The organism is Ilumatobacter nonamiensis YM16-303 (genome assembly GCF_000350145.1).
Lineage (GTDB): Bacteria > Actinomycetota > Acidimicrobiia > Acidimicrobiales > Ilumatobacteraceae > Ilumatobacter_A > Ilumatobacter_A nonamiensis.
The window spans coordinates 1-19,939 of record NZ_BAOL01000064.1 but is presented as its reverse complement, the minus strand read 5'-3'; the positions used below and the strand labels follow the sequence as shown (position 1 = coordinate 19,939).

The following is a 19,939-nucleotide window of genomic DNA, read 5'->3' as shown; positions in this document are numbered from 1 at the left end:
CGGGAGAGCAGGAACACCTCGTAGTCCATCGAGAGGCCGAACACGATCGCGAAGAGCATCATCGGGAGGAACGGTTCGATCGGTCCGTTGCCGGTGCCGAGGAGGTCGACGCCCCACCCCCACTGGAAGATGATCACCACGAGGCCGTAGGCGCCACCGATCGACAGGAGGTTCATGATCACCGCCTTCAGCGGGACGAGCACGGAGCGGAACACCATCATCAGCAGCAGGAACGACAGCGACAGGACCGCGGCGAAGAAGTACGGAATCCGCTCGCCGAGGTAGCTGCTGAAGTCGACGCTCGAAGCGACGGATCCCGTCACGAAGACCTCGAGGTCGGTGCCGTCGGTGGCAGCGGGGATGATGTCGTCGCGCAGGTCGTTCACGAGATCGCTCGTCGCTTCCTCCTGCGGACCGGTCGTGGGGAGCACGATGATCTGGACTGCCGACTGGTCCTCCGACGGGATCGGTCCGAGCGCCCGTGCGACTCCTTCGGTCGAGTTCAGCGTCTCGACGAGACCGGTGACCGTCCCGACCTGTGCAGGGTCGTCGATCTCGGCGACGAGCAGCAACGGCCCGTTGCTCCCGGCCCCGAAGCCTTCGGCATTCAGTTCGTACGCCTGACGGGTCGTGGTGTTCTCGGCGTAGGTCGATTCGTCGCCGAACCCGAGTCGCAGCCCGAGGACGGGCGACGCCAGCAGCAACAGCAGGAGCGTGACGCAGATGGCGACCGGCCACGGGCGATGCTGCACGAACCGGCTCCACTTGTACGACCAGGTGTCGCGCAGGTCGCGATGGGGGCGAGGCGGAAGTGCTTCACGGAGCTTCGGCACGAAGAACGACAACACGAGAGTCACGACCAGCACGCCGAGCCCGACCAGACCGAGCACGGGAACACCGATCCCGACGCCGAGCAGGGCGAGCGACGCGCCGCCGGCCATGATCAGCCCGCGATACCGCGTGATCTCGACGCGATCCTTGGCGAAACCGATCAGCGCGGGGAGCAACGTCACCGACGCCACCATCGTGATCGCCACCGTGACGGCAGCCCCGGTCGCGAGGCCGTTCACGAACGCCAAGCCGATGATGTACATGCCGAGCAGCGAGATGACGACGGCCGATCCCGCGAAGACGACCGCGCGACCCGCGGTGTCGATCGCCGTGATGGTCGCCCGCTCCGGATCGAGCCCGGCGCGGGTCCCCTCCCGGTAGCGGGTGACGATGAACAGGGCGTAGTCGATCCCGACCCCGAGACCGATCATCGCCCCGAGGGTCGTGGCGAAGTCCGGGATGGACAACACGTTGGTCAGCAGTTGGATGCAGCCGACACCGATGCCCACACCGAACAGCGCGACACCGATCGGGAGTCCCATCGCGAGGACGGACCCGAACGCGAGGATGAGGATGACGACCGCGAACGCGAGGCCGATCAGCTCGGCCTCCGGCGGCTCGAACTCGGCGAGCGCGGCACCGCCCACCTCGATGTTCAATCCCTCGATCTCGATGTCGCCGACGAGTTCGTTGATCTCGACACCCGCCTCCGCGGACTCGGTCTCGGTGACGTCCTCGGAGAAGTCGAGGGTGGCGCGTGCGATCGTGCCGTCCTGGGAGATGAGCCCGGACTGCGCGCCGAGTTCGGAGTACGGGCTCGTGACGGTGACCCCGTCGAGCGCATCGACCTCCTCGAACAGGTCGGTCATCGCCTCCTGGACCTCGGGCCGATCGACGCCGCCGTCCGCTTCGTAGACGATCGAACCGGAGATGAAACTGCCGGCACTGTCGAAGTTCTCGGTCAGGACCTCGAACCCGCGCGCCGACTCGGAGTCGGGGCTCTCGAACGAACTCTCCGACGCCGTCCCGACGACTCCCACCGCGCCGAACACGACGATCAGGACGGCGATCCATGCCAGCAGCACGGCGCGCCGATTCCGGAACGAGAACCCACCGAGCCGCGCCCAGATCGACGGGCGGGAGGCATCCTGGTTCGCGGGTGTGGCGTGCGAGGAATCTGCTGGAGCAGACGAAGTCATGATGGCCATGCTGTTCAGGCGATGGAACAGATGCAACCGACCCCGGGTGTGTCACGCGGCACAGACGACCGGTGAGGCCACGGACGCTCGCCCCCACAGGTCAGGACTCGACCAGTTCCTCCCGATTCCGGCGAGGGATCAGCACCAACAGACTCGAGACGAGGACCCAGAGCGGCAGCGCCAGCATCACGACCGTGACCTGGGTGGCGACGAGCAACAGTGCGGCGGCGATCCCGAAGCTGAGGTAGCCGTACCAGCGCGGGAACAGCCCGGAGCGCAGCGCTCTGGTCGTGCTGATCGCCACGAAGACCGCACCGATTCGCAGCGCGATCAGCTGACCGGTCGCCGTGCCGATGGCGATGGTCGCGCGGGCCCCGGCCGGATCGACCGAACCGGACTCGATTCGCCACACGAGCGTCAACTCGATCGCCGCGACGAAGAAGAGCGCCGTCGCGAACAACGTCGCCGACATGAGGTGCACCGTTGCGAGCATCGTGTGCTCACGGCCTCCACCGCGCACCACGCGATCCCGGAACGCCGCGGCGAACCAGATGAAGGCGATCGCCGCGAACGGAAGCACGTACAGCGCGGCGATCGACGACGCCTGGCGGCGGCTCGAGGACTCGAAGTAGTCGAGCATCTCGGCATCGGAGGCGTCGAGGCTGGGACTCGCCCTCGTCAGCACCCATCCCGCGGTGAACAACAGCGCGAACACCAGTCCCGCGAGTGCCGCGCGCGACCCGCGCGTCCGAGCGACGAGGGGGAGGTTCGGGACCTCCGTCGAGTTCACGTCCACGGCTGTTCCATCGCCTCCAGGAGGGATCCTAGACCTGCTCGAACCCGCGGGACGCGAGTGCGGAAACGCGATCGGGCGACCAGCTATGTTCGCATCGGGCACACCACCGCATCCGCGACAGAAACGAGAACTTCCATGGCCGACAAACCGAACATCCTGATCATCTGGGGTGACGACATCGGGATCTCCAACCTGAGCTGTTACAGCGACGGCCTGATGGGATATCGCACCCCCAACATCGACCGCATCGCGAACGAAGGTGTGCGGTTCACCGATTACTACGGCGAGCAGAGCTGCACCGCCGGTCGCGCCGCGTTCATCACCGGGCAGAACCCGTACCGCACCGGACTGACCAAGGTCGGCATGCCCGGCGCCCGGATCGGCCTGCAGGCCGAGGATCCGACGATCGCGACAGCGCTCAAGGCCGAGGGGTACGCCACCGGCCAGTTCGGCAAGAACCACTTCGGTGACCGCGACGAGCACCTCCCCACCGCACACGGCTTCGACGAGTTCTTCGGCAACCTGTATCACCTCAACGCCGAGGAGGAGCCCGAACTCCGCGACTACCCGTCCGGGGAGGACTTCCCGAACTTCGCCGAGCGATTCGGACCGCGCGGTGTCATCAGGTCGTGGGCGAACGACGACGGCACGCAGCGGATCGAGGACACCGGCCCGCTCACCAAGAAGCGGATGCAGACCGTCGATGACGAGTTCAGCGATGCCGCGACCGACTTCATCAAGCGTCAGGCCGACGAGGACAACCCGTTCTTCGTGTGGTTCAACACGTCCCACATGCACTTCCGCACACACGGCAAGCCCGAGAGCCGCGGCCGCGCCGGTCGGTGGCAGTCCGAGTACCACGACACGATGTTGGATCACGACGACGTGGTCGGTGGCATGCTCGACCTCCTCGACGAACTCGGCATCGCCGACAACACCATCGTGATGTACTCGACCGACAACGGTCCTCACATGAACTCGTGGCCGGACGCCGGGATGACGCCGTTCCGCAACGAGAAGAACTCGAACTGGGAGGGGGCGTACCGCGTTCCCGCGATGGTCCGCTGGCCCGGGCACATCCCGGCGGGCACGGTCCTCAACGGAATCGTCAGCCACAACGACTGGTTCCCGACCCTCCTCGCCGCGGCCGGCAACACCGAGATCGTCGATCGGTTGCGGGAGGGCACCAACCTCGACGGCAACGACTACAAGGTGTATCTCGACGGACACGATCAGCTCCCGTACATCACGGGCGAAGCCGACGACAGCCCGCGGGACCACTTCTTCTACGTGTCCGACGACGGCGACCTCACGGCGCTGCGCTTCGGCAACTGGAAGTTCGTCTTCCTCGAGCAGCGTGCCTCCGGAACGCTGCAGGTGTGGATGGAGCCGTACACCGAATTGCGCGTGCCGAAGATCTTCAACCTCAAGACCGATCCGTTCGAACGCGCCGACATCACGTCGAACACGTACTACGACTGGATGCTCGATCACGTCTTCCTGCTCGTGCCGGCCCAGGCGTACGTCGCGCAGATGCTCGAGACGCTGCGCGAGTTCCCGCCACGGCAGGAACCGGCGTCGTTCAACATCGACAAGGTGATGGAGAAACTGAAGGCGGGTGTGACCAGCGCGTGACCCGAGCGGTCCACGACGATCCGATCGCGGGCTTCTACGAACGACATCCGTATCCGCCGCCCGTCGACGACCTGAGCGCAGTTCGCGTTCTCGACGTCGAGGGGCGGCGGACCGCGCACCATCTGGTCTGGCCGCGTCGGCCCGTCCCCGACGAGCCGACGCTGCTGGTCGCCGGGTGTGGAACATCGCAGGCGGCGCGCCACGCGGCGCGAAATCCGCGCGCGCGGGTCGTGGGGATCGACGTCAGCACCACCAGCATCGATCACACCCGCCGACTCATCGAACAGCACGACCTGTCCAACCTCGAGGTGCACCAGCTGCCGATCGAGAACGTCGCCGAACTCCACGAATCGTTCGACCACATCGTCTGCACCGGCGTGCTGCACCACCTCGCCGATCCACCGAGTGCGCTGGCGGCGTTGCGCGGTGCGCTCGCTCCGGGCGGCGCCCTGACGCTCATGGTCTATGCGCAGTACGGCCGAGCGGGGATCTATGTGATGCAGGAGTACTGTCGCCGGCTGGGCGTGGCCCCGACTTCGACCGAACTGGCCGACCTCGTCGCGACACTCCGCGAGCTGCCCGTCGGCCATCCCCTCGACCACGTCCTGCGGAACTCCCGCGACATCCACGACGACGATGCGCTCGCCGACGCGCTGCTCAACCCCCGTGACCGCGCCTACACCGTCCCCGAACTCCTCGCTCTCCTCGACGCCGCCGGACTTCGCTTCGGACGATGGGAGCGACAGGCGCCGTATCGACCCGACTGCGGCTCGATCAGCGAGACGCCGCACGCCTCACGGATCGCGGAGCTGCCCGTCGACGAGCAGTACGCCGCCGTCGAGTTGTTCCGCGGCACCATCGCCCGGCACACGGTGATCGCGTTCGCGGACGACGATCCGCCGACGGACACACTCGACTTCTCCGGGGCCGACGCCGACGCGTGGGTCCCGATCGTCGTGCCCACGGCGATCGCGGTCGAGGAACGCCTCCCGCCCGGCGCTGCTGCCGCACTGCTCAACCGCGCGCACGCGTTCACCGATCTCGTGATGTTCGCGGATCGCGCGGAACTCGACCTGTTCCGCTCGATCGACGGGACCCGCCCGATCCGCGACCTCGGCCCCGGCGCCCTCCGCTTCGTCGAACGACTCTGGAACCACGACCTCGTCGTCATCGATGCATCGGTAGGTTCGACGTCGTGACCGATCGAGTCGACGCCACACCGGATCGGGTCGATCTCGCGGGCGGCGAGTTCACGATGGGCTCGGACGACCACTACCCCGAGGAGTCCCCGACCCATCGGGTCCGCGTCGATGCGTTCGCCATCGACCGTTTCGAGGTGACCAACGCGCGCTTCGCCGAGTTCGTCGAGGCGACCGGCTACGTCACGATCGCCGAACGCCCACTCGATCCGGCCGACTATCCCGGGGCTCCGCCGGAGAACCTGGTGGCGGGCTCGCTCGTCTTCCAGCCCACGCCGGGACCGGTCGACCTGCGCCACCTCAGTCAGTGGTGGGTCTGGACGCCGGGCGCATCGTGGTCGCGGCCCGAAGGACCGGGTTCGTCGACCGCGGATCGACTCGACCATCCGGTCGTCCACATCGCCCACGAGGACGCATCCGCGTTCGCCGAATGGGCCGGCGGTCGTCTCCCCTCCGAAGCCGAGTGGGAGTTCGCCGCGCGCGGCGGTCTCGACGGATCGGCGTTCACCTGGGGTGACGAGGCCCGACCGAACGGCGCACTGATGGCGAACACCTGGGACGGTCTCGACTTCCCGTGGCGCTCGACCGGCGAGTCGGGCTACCTGCGCACCGCGCCTGTCGGGTCCTTCCCGGCGAACGGGTTCGGCCTGCACGACATGGCCGGGAACGTGTGGGAATGGACCGACGACTGGTGGACGTCGCGGCATCCCGAAGATGCCGACAAGCCCTGCTGCGTGCCGACGAACCCGCGCGGCGGTGACATCGCCGACAGCTTCGACCCGGCCCAACCGCAGTTCGGTGTCCCGCGCAAGGTGATCAAGGGCGGGTCGCACCTGTGTGCCGACAGCTACTGCCTCCGCTACCGACCGGCGGCGCGCCGTCCGCAGATGATCGACACCGGCATGAGCCACGCCGGGTTCCGGGTCGCCTACGAATCACCGAGTTGACCATCGGGTGTCTGACACCCGATGGTCCGTCACGACGCGGGGAAGATCTGCGACCAGTCGTCGCGCATGCTCGCGATCGTCCACCCGAGGTCACGGCCCGCATCGACGAACGAGCCGGCGCTGTCGAAACTCGCTGCCTTCCCCTCGTACGCGAACTCGCGATCGGCGTCGTCGTGGTCGACCAGCAGGGCCAGGGTCGGACCGTCGGACGTGCGGGCGTACTCCATCATCGAGGCGTCACCCGGCGTGTTGCCCGCGGCGAAGATCGGGCGTCGACCGAGACCCATCTGGAGGTTCGACACCTTCGCGTCGCCTTCGTCGACCTCGCCGAACATCGTCTTCGTCCGAATCGGGTGCGGACGGTCCTGATCGTCGCGCTGGACCTCGTAGCCGATCATCGAGCCGACGACGCGCTCGGGGGCGACACCGTAGAAGTCGTTCGAGATGGCGCGTACGAACTCGGTTCCGCCACCGGTCACGATGAACACCGAGAAGTCGTGTTCACGCAGCAGGTCGACGAGCTCCAACATCGGCTGATAGCGGAGCTGCTTCAGCGGCACATCGAGAGTCGGATGGCGGGCGGACTCGAAGAACGCGAGCACCCGACGCTCGAACTCGGCGGCGGTGATTCCCGCGCACAGCTCGACCAGCGCCATCGCGATCGCGGGGAGGCCGAGCTCCGCCTGCTTGGCTTTGTCGTCGTCGAGCAGCGCTCGGTACTCGGAGCGCTCGCCCACCGTTGCGTCCGCCGCCACCGCACGATGCAGTTCCCCCAGCATGAACAACAGCTGCGTGTAGGACGGCTTCTCGCACCAGAGGGTTCCGTCGTTGTCGAACACGGCGACGCGTTGTTCGACCGGCAGGTCGTCGGCAGCGGCGACGAAGTCGAGAATCGACTGTCGTGTCGGGCCGTCGTTCCACGACGCAAGTGTGTGCTCACTCATTCTGATTCTCCCTGTGTGATGGCAGTGGGTGAGCGGGGCACAGCTTCGCCATGACACTCTCCTCGTTGACCGTGTGGCCACGGGGAGACTAGGCAAACCTTCGACGCGCCGCAATCCACCGCGGTGAACGACGGATGAACGTCCGCCGTCGGCGTCAGCTGTCGCCGGCGACGAGGTCGTGAGCGAACTCCCACGCATCATCGAGTGACCGGGTCACGTCGGGGCCCGCGAGGAAGATGTGGTCGGGTCCGATCTTGTCAGCGATGCCTGTGCGCTCGAGAGTCTCGGCAACGTGCGGCTGGACGCCGGCCAGGACGAGGTGATTGCCGGATTCGGCAAGCAGCGCCCGATAGTTGTCCACCATCCGCAGCCCCGTCGACTGGATGTCGTCGAGATCGCGAGACCGGACGACCACCACCGCTCCCGACGCATCGCCGGGTCGCGGCATGAGCTCGGCGAGGCGCGGCACGTCAGCGAAGAACTTCCAGTTCCGGAGTCCGATCACTGTCACCGTGTTCGAGGTGAGCGTTCGCGGGGCGTCGTGCTCGCTCCAGTAACCGTCGTCGCTCCGGGCCAACTCGGAGACCTTGCCGCCCTGGAACGAGCGGCCGATGAACACGACGAGCGAGAGTCCCGCCCCGATGAAGATCGTCCACTGCAGGGGGATGAACATCGCCGCGACGAACGTCACGACCATCGCCGCCGTCGAGCCCCACGAGCTGTGAGCGGCGAGCTCGGCGTTCGCGAGCCGGCCGACCACCAACTCCCCGGCGATGACGAACAGCAGCCCGGCGATCACCGCCAACGGCACCAGCTCGGCCAGGCTGCCGAACAGCAACAGCAACACGCCGAGCCACACGACGGCGAAGATGCCACCCCAACGGGATTTCGCCCCGCCGCCGACGGAGATCCCGGTCCGCGACAACGATCCACCGGTCGGCATCGACTGGAAGAACGAGCCGGCGATGTTGCCCAGACCCTGACCCCGGAAGTCGCGACTCGGCGACGCGGTGGTTCCGTCCGGGTTGGGATAGGCCGTGCTGATCCCGGCGCCCTGCACGAGGGCGACGATCGCGACCGACACCGACCCGAGCGCGAGGTCGGGAATCAACGCGAAGGCGGGGAGGTCCGGGGCCGGCAGACCACGGGGGATCGACGCGATGTCCGCGACGGTTGCGACGCTGGACGGGTCGAGAATCGTCACGGCGACGGTCATCGCGAGCAGCACGATCACAGGTGCCAGTTTCTCGGTCGCGGGAATCCGCTTGCCGATGATCACGAGCACGACGGTCACGAGTCCCACGGCGGTCGTCGCGCCGTCCCAGTCGCCGATGTGGACGAACCAGTCCCAGATCTCGGCGATCTTGTTCGAACCGTCGGGGTCGTAGCCGGAGAAGTCGCCCAGTTCACCCACGATGATGAGGACCGACGCCGCAGCGACGAAGCCGGTCATCACGGAGTTCGACACGAAGCTGACCATGCTCCCCATCCGCGCCAGGCCGAGCCCGAGCATCACCGCGCCCGTCAGCAGCGTGACCGTGAACAACGCCCGCGGCATGTCGTCGTCGGACACGTCGGCGACGTCGAGCACGCTTCCCGTCGACAGGGCAATCGCGCTCGTCAGCGTCGAGATCATCAACACCGTGCCCGTCGTCAACGAGGCGACCAGCGACGACACCAGTCCCGAGTACAGCCCGTACAGCGGGTTCACCCCGGCCAGCGATGCGTACGCCATCCCTTCGGGGATCGAGAACACGCCGGTCGCGAAACCCGAGACCGCACCCGACGAGATCGTGTCCTTCTCGAGACCGTCGATGTCGAGGTCGGGTCGGCTCGCCACGGGCCACACCATAGAGAAGTCGGTGCTTCGTCGAAATCAGGCGGCGAGGAGATCGATCGCGGCCGACGGATCGTCCAGCGAAATCCTGATCTCGTGGACCGTGATCGGCACGATCGCGAGCAGTCGAGCCCGCACGGGAGGATCGATCGGGAACCGAACGATTCCCGACGAGGAGCCGTTGACCAGCCAACGCCCGCGCCACCCGTGGACCCCCCATCCCCAGACGCGGCGATCATCGAGTTCGGCCGAGCCCACCGATGCACGCGGTGCGACGAGTGAAAATGTCCACCCCATCCGCACGCGTACCTCCTCGGCATCGATCTCGAGGTACGAGTTGCTCGGGGACATCCCGAGCACCTTCATGAATCGGTTCCACCCGGTGAAGCGAACGGGAAAGCTCGTCGAGACCATCCGAGCGAGAGTACCCACGGGCCTATGGTGACGCGATGACGAGCTATCGGGCCAGGTTGATGCGCAAGGCGATGGGTCGGGCACTGCCGGACGAGTCAACGCCGATCGACGTGCGCCGCGCCGCGATGGATCGACTCGACAAGCTGCCACGTCCCCGCAAGGTCGACTACGCGGACACCTCGGTCGGCGGCGTGCCTGCGATCGTCGCGACTCCGACTGCGGTCGAGGCCGAACGCCACATCCTCTACATCCACGGCGGGGCCTACATCCTGGGCTCGCCGAAGAGCCACATCGCTCTCGCCGCTCGCCTCGCGAAACTCGCAGAAGCTGTGGTCACGGTGATCGACTACCGCCTCGCGCCGGAGCACCCGTATCCGGCGGCGATCGACGACTGCGTCGCGGCCTACCGCGACATCGCCGGTCGCGTCGACCCCTCGCGGATCACGATCGCCGGAGACTCCGCAGGTGGCGGTGCGACCCTCGCAACGTTGTGTGCGCTGCGCGATGCGGGCGACCCACTGCCGGCGTGCGCCTACGTGCTGTCTCCCTGGACCGACCTCACCGGATCGGGGGAATCGGTGCAGACCTTGGCCGACCTCGACCCGATGATCAAACCGCAGCTGCTCGGCTCATCGGCCGAGATGTACGCGGCCGACACACCGCTCGACGACCCAGGGGTCTCGCCGCTGTTCGCCGACCTCGCCGGTCTCCCGCCGATGCTGATCCAGACCGGGACCGACGAAGTCCTGCTGGCGGACTCCACCCGACTCGCCGAACGTGCCGCCGCTGCGGGAGTTCACGTCCAACTGGACCTCGCGGAAGAGATGTGGCACGTCTATCCGATGTTCGCGGGCGTCATGCCCGAGGCGAAGGAAGCGCTCGCATACGCCGCCCGCTTCATCCGCGCCCACAGCCCACGCCCGTGAATGCGTGTTGGTGACCGTCACCAACGCGCATCTTCAGGCAGAGGCGATTTCGAACTCGCGATCGGCAGCCGGAGCGACGGCCTTGCCGGTACCCGGACCACGGAACACCAGGACCGCCAACGCAACGCCGGCCAGCGCGACGCCGATCCACATCGACGAGACCCAACCCTCGACGAACGCGTGCTGTGCGGCGTCGATGATCTGTGGTGCGGCGTCACCCGCTTCGGCAGCGACGGCGTAGGCGCTGCCGATGCCCTCGCTCGCATGCTCGGCGAGCTCCGGCGGCAGGCCCTCGAGTGCGGGTTCGATCGCCGACCGGTACCCCGAGCTCAGGATCGAACCGAGCAGTGCGACTCCGAGCGCTCCGCCGACCTCACGAGAGGTGTCGTTGAGAGCGGACGCCACACCTTGCTTCTCCTGCGGAAGCGTCGCGGTGATCGCCTCGGTGGCCGGGGTCATCGTCAGACCCATCCCGAAGCCGAGGATCATCAGGCCGGGCAGTACCGACATGTAGCCGCCTTCGACCGACGCCCGCAGCGCGAGCGTCATCATGCCGATCCCGAAGATCGCGACACCGGTGATCATCGTTGCCCGCGAGCCGAACCGTGCGGCCACCCGGGGTGCGAGAGTCGACATCGGCATCATCACGGCCGCCATCGGCAGCAGCCCAGCGGCCGCACGGAGAGCGGACCACCCGACGACAGCTTGGAGGTACGGGAAGAGCACGAGGAAGATGCCGAACATCACGGCGAACACGATCAGCAGGGTGGCCGAACCCGACGACAGACCGCGGTCGCGGAATGCCGACATGTCGAGGAGTGGGTTGGCCTGACGCCGTTCCCACATCACGAATGCGACGAGTGCGACGACGCCGACGATGGTTCCGGCGAGTGTGATCGGGTCGGTCCAACCGCGCTCGGGGCCCTCGTGGATGCCGAGCACGATCCCGCCGATCGCGAGTGCGGACAGCAGCGAGCCGCCGATGTCGAACCGGTGCGTGGCGTGCTCGACCGAGTTCGGGACGAACATGACCGAAGCGATCGCCGACACGATGACCAGGCCGATGGGGAGGACGAACAACCAGCGCCAGGTGACGACGTCGACCATGAACGCCGACACCCACAATCCGAGGATGCCTCCGCTTCCCGCGAACCCTGCCCAGATGCCGATCGCCCGCGCCCGGTCCTCCGGGGGGAAACTCGACGTGATCACCGACAGCGTGACCGGCATGATCATCGCTGCACCGACACCGGCCGCGACGCGAGCCGCGATCATCAGGCCGACCGTCGGGGCGAGCGCTGCACCGAGACTCGCCAGGCCGAACACGGCGAGACCGGTGAGCAGGACCGGCTTGCGACCCCAACGGTCGCCGATCGCTCCGATCGGCAACAGCAGCGCGGCCAGCGCAATCGTGTACGCGTTGATGATCCAGAGCACGGCGCTCTGCGACGCACCCAGATCGATCGCGAGGTCCTGCTGGGCGACGTTGAGCCCCGACACCGAGGCGATGACGGCAATCAGCGCGGTGCACATCGCGATCAGGATGTTGCGTTGATCCTTGGGGTCGGTCAGGACCGTCGAGGACGGCTCCGTTGTTTCGGTCGGGTGGTTCACGGTGTTCTCCGAAGGTGGGTGGCGGGGTGTTTCATCACACATCGCAACGAAACGGTTTCGTAGCGATGATAACGTGGGGTTCCCCGATGTCGAGCGAAAAGGACACAATGTGACCGACGTAACCCGACCGGCATCGCGACGCGGCCACCGCCAGAAGGTCCGACCAATGAGCGACACCCCATCACCACGAGCAGCGAGGAGCCGGGAGCGGCTGCTGCGCGCCGCGACCGATCTCCTGGTCGAGTCGGGTCCCCGCGGGGTCACGGTCGATGCGGTCGCCGAGGCATCCGGTGTGGCGAAATCGACCCTGTACCGGCAGTGGTCGTCGCGTGACGACATGCTCATCGACGTCGTGCGCTGCAACATCCCTGCCCTCACCCAACCCAATCTGACCGACGGCTTCGAGTCGGCACTGCGGTGGTACGTGAACGATGGCGCAGCAACGCTCGCGGACCCCGAGTGGTCGCGGATCATCCCGGCGATGATGTCGTTGCAGGTCACCATGCCCGCGGTCGCTGCGTGCATCGAGATCGACCGCACGTCGAAGACCGCGACGCTCCGCACCATCGTGGACCTCGGCATCGAGGAAGGAATCCTGCCCGCAGACATCGACGTCGAGATGGCCTCGCGGATCCTGTTCGGACCGCTGGTCTATTCCTCACTCCTCGGTGACCAGGATCAACTCGACAAGTTGGCGGTCGAAGTCGTCGACCGCTTTCTCGCGCCGTACGCGGTGTGAGCGGAGACCCCCGCACCGTCGCACGACTACATTCCGGTCATGGCACAGGACTCCGAATCCCGCACCACCGAGAACGAGGGCGAACAACTCGACGACGAGGAGGTGCAGCTCGGCGCGTTCGATCTCGACGGTGACGGCAAGGTGTCACCCGTCGAGGACCTCCGCGCCGACCTCGGCCTGCTCGACGCCCGGCTCCAGCAGGTCGCCGAGGAGGGCGGCGTGAAGGGGAAGATCGCCGACGCCGCCCATCACGTCGTGGACCGGCTCGACAACGACTGATGTCCGACCGACGCCGACCCGAGGACGAGCTGTCGTCGCCCGAACTCTCGGAGTGGGAACGTCCTGCCGGCGAGGCGAACTATCACCCCGACGGTCGGATGCGGAAGAAGTTCTACGAAGCCGAACTCGCGCGGATGCAGGAGGAGTTGGTCCAGTTGCAGTACTGGGTCCAACGGAACGGTCTCCGCGTCCTCGTCATCTTCGAAGGCCGAGGATCGGCGGGCAAGGGCGGGGTGATCAAGCGGCTCACGGAACGGACGAGCCCGCGGATCGTGCGCGTCGAGGCGCTCCCGAAACCCACCGAGCGGGAACAGACCCAGTGGTACTTCCAGCGCTACGTCCCGCTGTTGCCGTCCGGCGGCGAGATGGTGCTGTTCGATCGGAGCTGGTACAACCGCTCCAACGTCGAGCGCGTCATGGGCTACTGCACCGAGCAGCAGCACGCCGAGTTCCTTCGCACCTGTCCCGAGTTCGAACGGATGCTCGTCAGGTCGGGGATCATCCTGCTCAAGTACTGGTTCTCGGTCAGCTACGAGGAACAGGGTCGTCGGTTCGCCGCACGGAACGAAGAACCGTTGAAGCGCTGGAAGCTGTCCGAGATCGACCTCGAGGAACACCGCCGCTACGTGCAGTACTCGATGGCGAAGGACACCACCTTCCAGTACACCGACATCAAGCAGGCCCCGTGGTACGTCGTGCCGTCGGACTGCAAGCGTCGGGCGCGACTGAACTGCATCGGGCACATCCTGCAATCCATCCCGTACGAGAACACCGTTCCCGACCCGGTCGTCATCCCCGAGCGTGACGATGTCTCCTACATCCGACCGCCGATCGACGATCAGACGTTCGTCGACCTGAACTACTGACCGCGCGCCCGCGGGGCGTTCGCTCCGACACTCCCAGTAACGTCGTTCCGATGTCGGTGGCGTTCGTACTCGGTGGCGGCGGTCGCTGGGGTGCGGTCGAAGTCGGAATGCTGGGAGCACTGACCGACGCAGAGATCACCCCGGGCCTGATCGTCGGAACCTCGATCGGCGCGATCAACGGGGCGATGTTCGCCGGCGAGCCCACACGGGCCGGGATCGATCAGCTCGAACGAGCGTGGCGCACGCTCGCCGACTCGGCGGCGCTCGTCCCACGCCGACGGGACCAACTCCGGAATCTCGTCCGCCTCGCGCCATCGCTCATCACGCACGACGCGTTCGAGGACTGGCTCGAGGACCAGCTGCCCGCCCGTCGGTTCGAGGATCTCCGAATCCCTTTCGAATGTGTCGCCGCGTCGATCGAGCGCGCCGCAGAGACCTGGTTCCGAAGTGGGCCGCTGATGCCGCCGCTCCTCGCATCGTCGTCGATCCCCGGACTCTTTCCGCCCGTCGAGGTGAACGGTGAGCACTTCTACGACGGTGGTCTCGTCAACTCGGTGCCGATCAGTCGCGCGATCGAGCTCGGTGCCACGACGCTCTACGTCCTGCAGGTCGGCCGCGTCGAGCAACGCCTCTCGGTGCCGAAGCGCTGGTACGAGGCGGGACTGGTGGCGTTCGAGATCTCCCGCCGACACCGGTTCGCAACGCTTCACGATCAACTCCCCGAGGGAGTCACCGTCCACCTGTTGCCGAGTGGCAACACGCTCGAACCCGACGACAAGCGCCAACTGAACTGGAGCGACTTCAGCGACACCGACGCGCTCATGGCCAACGCCCGGGCGGCGACCACGACGTACCTGGACGATCTCGTTCCGTGAGTCCGCTCGAAGATCCGTCACCCGAGACGCAGCAGACGACCATCGAGGAACTCATCCCCGACGCGCCATCGCGCCGCCGCCAGGTCATCCTCACCACGCTGACCGTCGCCGCCATCGCGATCGTCCTGTTCGGCATCCTGCCCCAGTTCGGCGACTTCGAGAAGGCCACCGACGCGGCGCTCGATCTCCCGCCGCACTGGCTCCTCGCACTGCTCGTCGCCGCCGTGTTGAGCATCATCGTGTACGCGACTCAGTGGATCGCCGTCCTGCCCGAACTCCGCTACCGCGCTGCGTTCAGCGTCGCGAACACCTCGTTCATGATCAGCAACGGGATTCCCGGCGGTGGGGCCATCGTGCTCCCCACGCAGTACGCGATGCTCGCGGACGAGGACGTCGATCGAACCCGCGCCACTGCGGCGACCGGCGTCAACGCGCTCTGGAACATCCTCGCGACACTGCTGATGCCCCTCGTCGGTGTGTGCTTTCTCGTCGGCACGGGCAACAGCACGCCGACCTGGTGGTTGACGATCGCGCTCGGCTTCGCCGGGTTCGCGCTCGTCGGCCTGCTGCTGCGGGGCCTGGTGCGCAGCGTCGAGGTCGCACGTCGATTCGGGGTGATGGCCGAACGAGTCGCGAACGTCTTTCTCCGAATGTTCAAACGCAACCGAGCGCGCGGCTGGGGCGAGGTCCTCGTACGTTTCCGCGAATCGACGCACGGACTGCTGTCGACGCGGTGGCTGCAGATCAGCGCCGCGCACGTCGCCATCCAGCTCACCCAGTTCGCCGTGCTCGACATCGCACTCGAGGGCCTCCAACGGGACAATGCCCGTTCGACCACGTTCGCCACAGCACTGTTCGCGTTCGGGATGGCACGACTCGGTACGTTCATTCCGATCTCACCCGGCGGCCTCGGCACGGTCGATGGCGCGTTGACCGCGCTCCTGGTGAGCGCCGGCAATGCCACCGCTGCCGATGCACTCGCCGCCGTGCTCATCTGGCGGACACTGACGTTCCTGCCGGGAATGGTGCTCGGCGCGGGTTCGTTCCTCCTCTGGCGCCGCCGCTCCGCCAGCGTCACGTAGCGTTCGCGGCGATCCAGTCGTCGAGTCGCTTCCACTCGTCGTACAGCCACCGCTCGCGGTCGGCAGGTGCCGGCACGTCGATCGCGTTGGTCACCCAGAACGTCGCGGAGACCGACGCGTCCATCGGGATGCCGCGCCAGATGTCGCTCACCGTCGACAACGCCTCGAGTCCGACGTGACCGACGAACATCACATCCGCGGTGGGTGCGGCGTCGATCGCCGCGAGCGCACCCGCCGGTTTCGGCGGGAGGACGTGCTCCATCCCCCGCGCGCGTTCGGCGAGCTCGGGCCGTCCGATCTCGTCGAGCTTCTCGATCGCGCGGGCGTGACGTCGCGGAGTGAAATTCCCGCCCTCCGGAAAGATCACGAACGCATCGCCGGCGGTCATCGTCGATGTGAGTTCGGCGATCGCCTCGACCGATCTCTGACCGGCACCACTCCGGCCGGAGCCGACGAATCGGTTCGGGAGTCGATTGAGGAGGATGTCGACGCACGGATCCCACTGGAGTGTGTTCTTCAGGACGATCCGCGGGCGCCGCCGATTGGGACCGTTCAACAACGCGTCGATCAGCAGGAACGAGTCACCCGGGCCCGCATGGCGACTGAACACGATCAGCGGACGATCGGCGTGGGCGATGTCGTGGGCTTGGACATCGATCACGACGCGAAACGTCTTGCGGGCGACGCCGAGCGCGCGGCGCAGGAACCAGCCCATGAATCGGTAGTGCAGGTCGACGAACCGTGGCGATCCGAGCTTCCAGCCACAGCCCGACGCGACCCAGAGCGCGAACAGCACGACGATTCCGATCGCCTCGAGGAGCAGATAGACGAAGAGGAACCACGCCACTCGAAGGATCCGCCACCGGCCGGGCACGTACCGCGATACGAACGCCGCGATGACCACCCACACGGGGAGGAAGAGGTTCGCGAACACGATCGCGACGAGCATGGTCGGTGCGACGACGAGGCGACGGATGAACTTCGGCGGAACGGTCATGGCGAGTCGAGCCGGTCCGGCGAGGAACGTCCCCGTCGAGCCGTCCCGCATGCATAGCACCGGGATTGCCGAGATCGAATGGATCGTCGTCCGTCGGCTTCTCGTCACGAGCCGAGCGAACGTTACGGTCGGCCGCCATGGGAACGTTCACGGACACCACCGCCGTCGTCGTCGGAGGCCACAGCGGATTCGGCGAGGCGATCAGCCGCACCCTCGCCGAGCAGGGCGCGACCGTCGTCATCGCTGCACGGCGGACCGACGTCGTCGATGCCGTCGCCGACGAGATCGGAGGAATCGGGCTGGGCTGCGACATCACCGATGACGCCCAGGTGCGAGCGCTCGTCGACACGACGGTGGAGCGGACGGGTCGACTCGACGTGTTCGTGAACTGCGCCGGATACGAACATTCGACACCGATCGCCGACCTCGAACCCGACGACCTCGCGGCGATGCACGCGGTGCAGATCCAAGGGGCGATGTACTGCATCCGCCATGCCGGCAATGCGATGCGCGACCTCGGCAACGGCGGAGCGTTCACCTCGATCAGTTCGTTGACGGCGCAGAATCCGGCCCGCGGCCTCGCCGCCTATGCGAGCGCCAAGGCCGGTCTGGAGTACGCCACGAAGATCGCCGCCGTCGAGTACGGCGATGCGGGAGTTCGGTTCAACACCGTCGCCGCAGCGCTGATCGAGACGCCGATGACGGCGCGGGTGTTCAGTGTCGCGCCGGCGATCCAGGCCATCCGCGAGATGACCCCACTGGGTCGGATGGGCTCGGCGCAGGACATCGCCAACGCCGTGGTCTTCCTCTCGAGTGGCCTCGGTTCGTTCATCACCGGTCAGACACTCTGCGTCGACGGCGGTGCCTCGCTGCTCGCACTCCCGACGCCCCAGATGTACGCCGACGTCGGCCGCCGCTGGCAGGAATCCCAACCCGAATCCTGAGCGGTCGGGGGGCGGAGATCGTGTCGACGACTCAGCTTGCGCGCACGAGCAACTTGCCGGTGTTGCCGCCCTCGAACATGACCTGGAGGGCTTCGGGATAGCGATCGATCCCGTCGAGCACGGTCTCGCCGAGCGCGATCGAGCCGTCGGCCACCCAGCCGGCCAGTTCCTCCATCGCCGGCTGCATGCGGTCCGGGAAGTGGAAGAACGCGAACCCCTCCATCACCGCCTGACGTTCGGCGAGGCGCAGGTACATCGACGGGCCGGTGATGTCGTCCATGTCGTCGTACTGCGAGATCGCACCGCAGATCGTGACCTTGCCGTGCAGCGCGATGTTGTCGAGCACCGCATCGAGGATCGGCCCGCCGACGTTGTCGAAGAATCCGTTCACCCCGTCGGGACAGAGCTCCCCCAGGCGGGCGCCGACGTCGTCGTGCTTGTAGTCGATCGCTTCGTCGAAACCCAGCGTGTCGAGCAGATACCGGACCTTGTCCGGGCCACCGGCGATCCCGATGACGCGCGCGCCGTCGCGTTTCGCGATCTGGCCCGCCACCGAACCGACGGCGCCCGCGGCTGCCGAGACGACGAACGAATCGCCGGGCTGCGGTTTCGCGACCTCGCGGATTCCGATCCACGCCGTGACACCGGTCGATCCGCCGAGCACACCGAGGTGCAGGCTGAGCGGACCGAGCGTGTCATCGACTCGGTTGAGGAACGCGCCCGGCACCGTCGAAATCGTCTGTGCGCCGAGTCCGCCGACGACCGGGTCGCCGACCTTCCACTCGTCCGCCGCTGATTCCACGACCCGGCCGACTCCCCCGGCGAGGATCGTCTCGCCGATGCCCACCTGCATGTGGAACCCCTCGCCACGCAGCATCGTGCGCGTGGCGGCATCGACGGAGATGTACTCCACGCCCACCCGGACCTCACCGGGCTGCAGTGGATCGAGTTCGACGTCCTCCACGACGAAATGGTCGGGCGTGGCCGGCCCGGTGGGACGGCGAAGCAGAGCGACACGGCGCGTGGTGGTCATCGCCGAATCGTCTCACTCCGCCCGATCCGTCGACGAAGCGCACGCATCCCAGCGTTCTCGCGGAGATCGGTGAGCGCGCTGTCGTGAGGGGCGCTACTTGGCCCAGCTCATGAACGGGAAGGTCTTGACCATCCAGTTCTGCAGGGCGAAGCGGCCCGGCCCGACGGTCGCGATTCCGAGGAAGGCGATCATCTCGATGGTGTGGCTGCTGTTGATCGGGTTGGTGTCGGGCCACACGTCGAGTGCGAGGAACATGAACGCCATCAGGATGGCGCAACCGATGGCGGCGATGCGGACCCCGACGCCGAGCATGAGCGCGAACCCGCCGAAGAACAGGGCGAGCATGAACAGGATGTCGGCAATGCCGATCGTGTCGGGACCCGACGACGCCATCCACCGGAACAAACCGCCCGTGTGGCTGCCCTGCGTGCCGAACTCGAGCAACCCGTACGTCGGCGACCCACCCTTCAGCATCGCCGAGTCACACATGAAGTCGATCGTGTTCGTTGCGGCTCCCGTGTCGTCGGAAACCCGGCACGTCGAGAAGCCGAGACCGAACAGCTTGTCGAAGAACGCCCAGACGAACGACCAACCCAATGCCAGGCGGAGGGCAGTCCAGGCCCACATTCCTTTCGTCTGACCCCCGTCGCCGAGGGTGCGCTCGAGTCCGTCCGTGATTGCCATGCCGATCTCCGTTCGTGTCGTACCCGCTGCCCAAACCATGCCACACGCGAAACACCCGGTTGAGCGACCATCTCGTGAACAGTTCGCGCACGGAGCGC

19 protein-coding genes are annotated in these 19,939 nt (G+C 66.8%); 10 read left to right on the top strand and 9 right to left on the bottom strand.

From position 1 onward, the window contains the following. A partial coding sequence (locus ON45_RS21250; RefSeq protein WP_083914585.1) for an MMPL family transporter occupies positions 1 to 2,030 on the bottom strand: 2,030 nt, incomplete at its 3' end. 100 nt (positions 2,031 to 2,130) lie between these two features. After that, a complete protein-coding gene (locus ON45_RS07590) occupies positions 2,131 to 2,826 on the bottom strand; it encodes a hypothetical protein (protein ID WP_040493041.1) in 696 nt (231 codons plus the stop codon). Positions 2,827 to 2,961: 135 nt separating this feature from the next. Between ON45_RS07590 and ON45_RS07585 the strand changes: the two genes are divergently transcribed. The 3 genes from ON45_RS07585 to ON45_RS07575 are packed head-to-tail and all read left to right on the top strand — an operon-like array spanning position 2,962 to position 6,607. Next, positions 2,962 to 4,461 carry an arylsulfatase gene (locus tag ON45_RS07585; protein WP_040493040.1) on the top strand — a complete coding sequence of 500 codons (1,500 nt, stop codon included), beginning with the start codon at positions 2,962 to 2,964 and terminating at the stop codon, positions 4,459 to 4,461. After that, positions 4,458 to 5,660: a class I SAM-dependent methyltransferase gene (locus ON45_RS07580; RefSeq protein WP_040493039.1), complete on the top strand. Its 1,203-nt coding sequence runs from the start codon at positions 4,458 to 4,460 to the stop codon at positions 5,658 to 5,660. The genes ON45_RS07585 and ON45_RS07580 overlap by 4 nt, the downstream gene beginning before the upstream one ends. After that, the gene (locus ON45_RS07575) at positions 5,657 to 6,607 is read left to right on the top strand and encodes a formylglycine-generating enzyme family protein (RefSeq protein ID WP_040493038.1); all 951 of its coding nucleotides are present in this window, start codon (positions 5,657 to 5,659) and stop codon (positions 6,605 to 6,607) included. Before ON45_RS07580 ends, ON45_RS07575 begins: the two co-directional genes overlap by 4 nt. A 29-nt stretch (positions 6,608 to 6,636) precedes the next feature. Here the strand turns inward: ON45_RS07575 and ON45_RS07570 are convergent, their stop codons facing one another. From ON45_RS07570 to ON45_RS07560, 3 genes are all read right to left on the bottom strand, one after another. Further along, positions 6,637 to 7,551, bottom strand: coding sequence for an HAD family hydrolase (locus ON45_RS07570; protein ID WP_040493037.1), 915 nt, complete (start codon positions 7,549 to 7,551; stop codon positions 6,637 to 6,639). Between the two features lie 154 nt (positions 7,552 to 7,705). Continuing rightward, positions 7,706 to 9,391, bottom strand: coding sequence for a SulP family inorganic anion transporter (locus ON45_RS07565; RefSeq protein WP_158412277.1), 1,686 nt, complete (start codon positions 9,389 to 9,391; stop codon positions 7,706 to 7,708). A gap of 36 nt (positions 9,392 to 9,427) precedes the next feature. Continuing rightward, entirely contained in the window at positions 9,428 to 9,820 is a 393-nt protein-coding gene (locus ON45_RS07560; protein ID WP_051062696.1) for a hypothetical protein, read from the bottom strand. 17 nt (positions 9,821 to 9,837) lie between these two features. Here ON45_RS07560 and ON45_RS07555 point away from each other — a divergent pair, with 17 nt between their 5' ends. Then, on the top strand, positions 9,838 to 10,728 hold the full coding sequence (locus ON45_RS07555) for an alpha/beta hydrolase (RefSeq protein WP_040493036.1): 891 nt from the start codon (positions 9,838 to 9,840) through the stop codon (positions 10,726 to 10,728). 33 nt (positions 10,729 to 10,761) lie between these two features. Here ON45_RS07555 and ON45_RS07550 read toward each other — a convergent pair whose 3' ends face one another. After that, complete coding sequence (locus tag ON45_RS07550; RefSeq protein WP_083914581.1) at positions 10,762 to 12,384, bottom strand: MFS transporter; 1,623 nt, start codon at positions 12,382 to 12,384, stop codon at positions 10,762 to 10,764. A gap of 124 nt (positions 12,385 to 12,508) precedes the next feature. On the opposite strand from ON45_RS07550, the gene ON45_RS21245 reads away from it, so the two are divergent. The 5 genes from ON45_RS21245 (at position 12,509) to ON45_RS07525 (ending at position 16,183) form a co-directional block, all read left to right on the top strand. Continuing rightward, positions 12,509 to 13,081 carry a TetR/AcrR family transcriptional regulator gene (locus tag ON45_RS21245; protein ID WP_051062695.1) on the top strand — a complete coding sequence of 191 codons (573 nt, stop codon included), beginning with the start codon at positions 12,509 to 12,511 and terminating at the stop codon, positions 13,079 to 13,081. A 39-nt stretch (positions 13,082 to 13,120) separates the two neighbouring features. Continuing rightward, positions 13,121 to 13,360, top strand: coding sequence for a hypothetical protein (locus ON45_RS07540; RefSeq protein WP_040493034.1), 240 nt, complete (start codon positions 13,121 to 13,123; stop codon positions 13,358 to 13,360). Between the two features lie 98 nt (positions 13,361 to 13,458). After that, positions 13,459 to 14,226, top strand: coding sequence for a polyphosphate kinase 2 (ppk2, locus tag ON45_RS07535; RefSeq protein WP_040493044.1), 768 nt, complete (start codon positions 13,459 to 13,461; stop codon positions 14,224 to 14,226). A 50-nt stretch (positions 14,227 to 14,276) separates the two neighbouring features. Beyond that, positions 14,277 to 15,101, top strand: coding sequence for a patatin-like phospholipase family protein (locus ON45_RS07530; protein ID WP_040493033.1), 825 nt, complete (start codon positions 14,277 to 14,279; stop codon positions 15,099 to 15,101). Then, the gene (locus ON45_RS07525; RefSeq protein WP_040493032.1) at positions 15,098 to 16,183 is read left to right on the top strand and encodes a lysylphosphatidylglycerol synthase transmembrane domain-containing protein; all 1,086 of its coding nucleotides are present in this window, start codon (positions 15,098 to 15,100) and stop codon (positions 16,181 to 16,183) included. The genes ON45_RS07530 and ON45_RS07525 overlap by 4 nt, the downstream gene beginning before the upstream one ends. On the opposite strand, the gene ON45_RS07520 is transcribed toward ON45_RS07525, so the two are convergent. Further along, on the bottom strand, positions 16,176 to 17,231 hold the full coding sequence (locus ON45_RS07520; protein WP_206537662.1) for a 1-acyl-sn-glycerol-3-phosphate acyltransferase: 1,056 nt from the start codon (positions 17,229 to 17,231) through the stop codon (positions 16,176 to 16,178). The genes ON45_RS07525 and ON45_RS07520 overlap by 8 nt on opposite strands. Positions 17,232 to 17,317: 86 nt before the next feature. Here ON45_RS07520 and ON45_RS07515 point away from each other — a divergent pair, with 86 nt between their 5' ends. Next, entirely contained in the window at positions 17,318 to 18,124 is an 807-nt protein-coding gene (locus tag ON45_RS07515; RefSeq protein ID WP_040493031.1) for an SDR family NAD(P)-dependent oxidoreductase, read from the top strand. A 31-nt stretch (positions 18,125 to 18,155) separates the two neighbouring features. On the opposite strand, the gene ON45_RS07510 is transcribed toward ON45_RS07515, so the two are convergent. Next, a complete protein-coding gene (locus ON45_RS07510) occupies positions 18,156 to 19,157 on the bottom strand; it encodes an NADP-dependent oxidoreductase (RefSeq protein ID WP_040493030.1) in 1,002 nt (333 codons plus the stop codon). 93 nt (positions 19,158 to 19,250) lie between these two features. Further along, positions 19,251 to 19,841, bottom strand: coding sequence for a DoxX family protein (locus ON45_RS07505; RefSeq protein WP_051062694.1), 591 nt, complete (start codon positions 19,839 to 19,841; stop codon positions 19,251 to 19,253). Between the last annotated feature and the right edge of the window lie 98 nt (positions 19,842 to 19,939).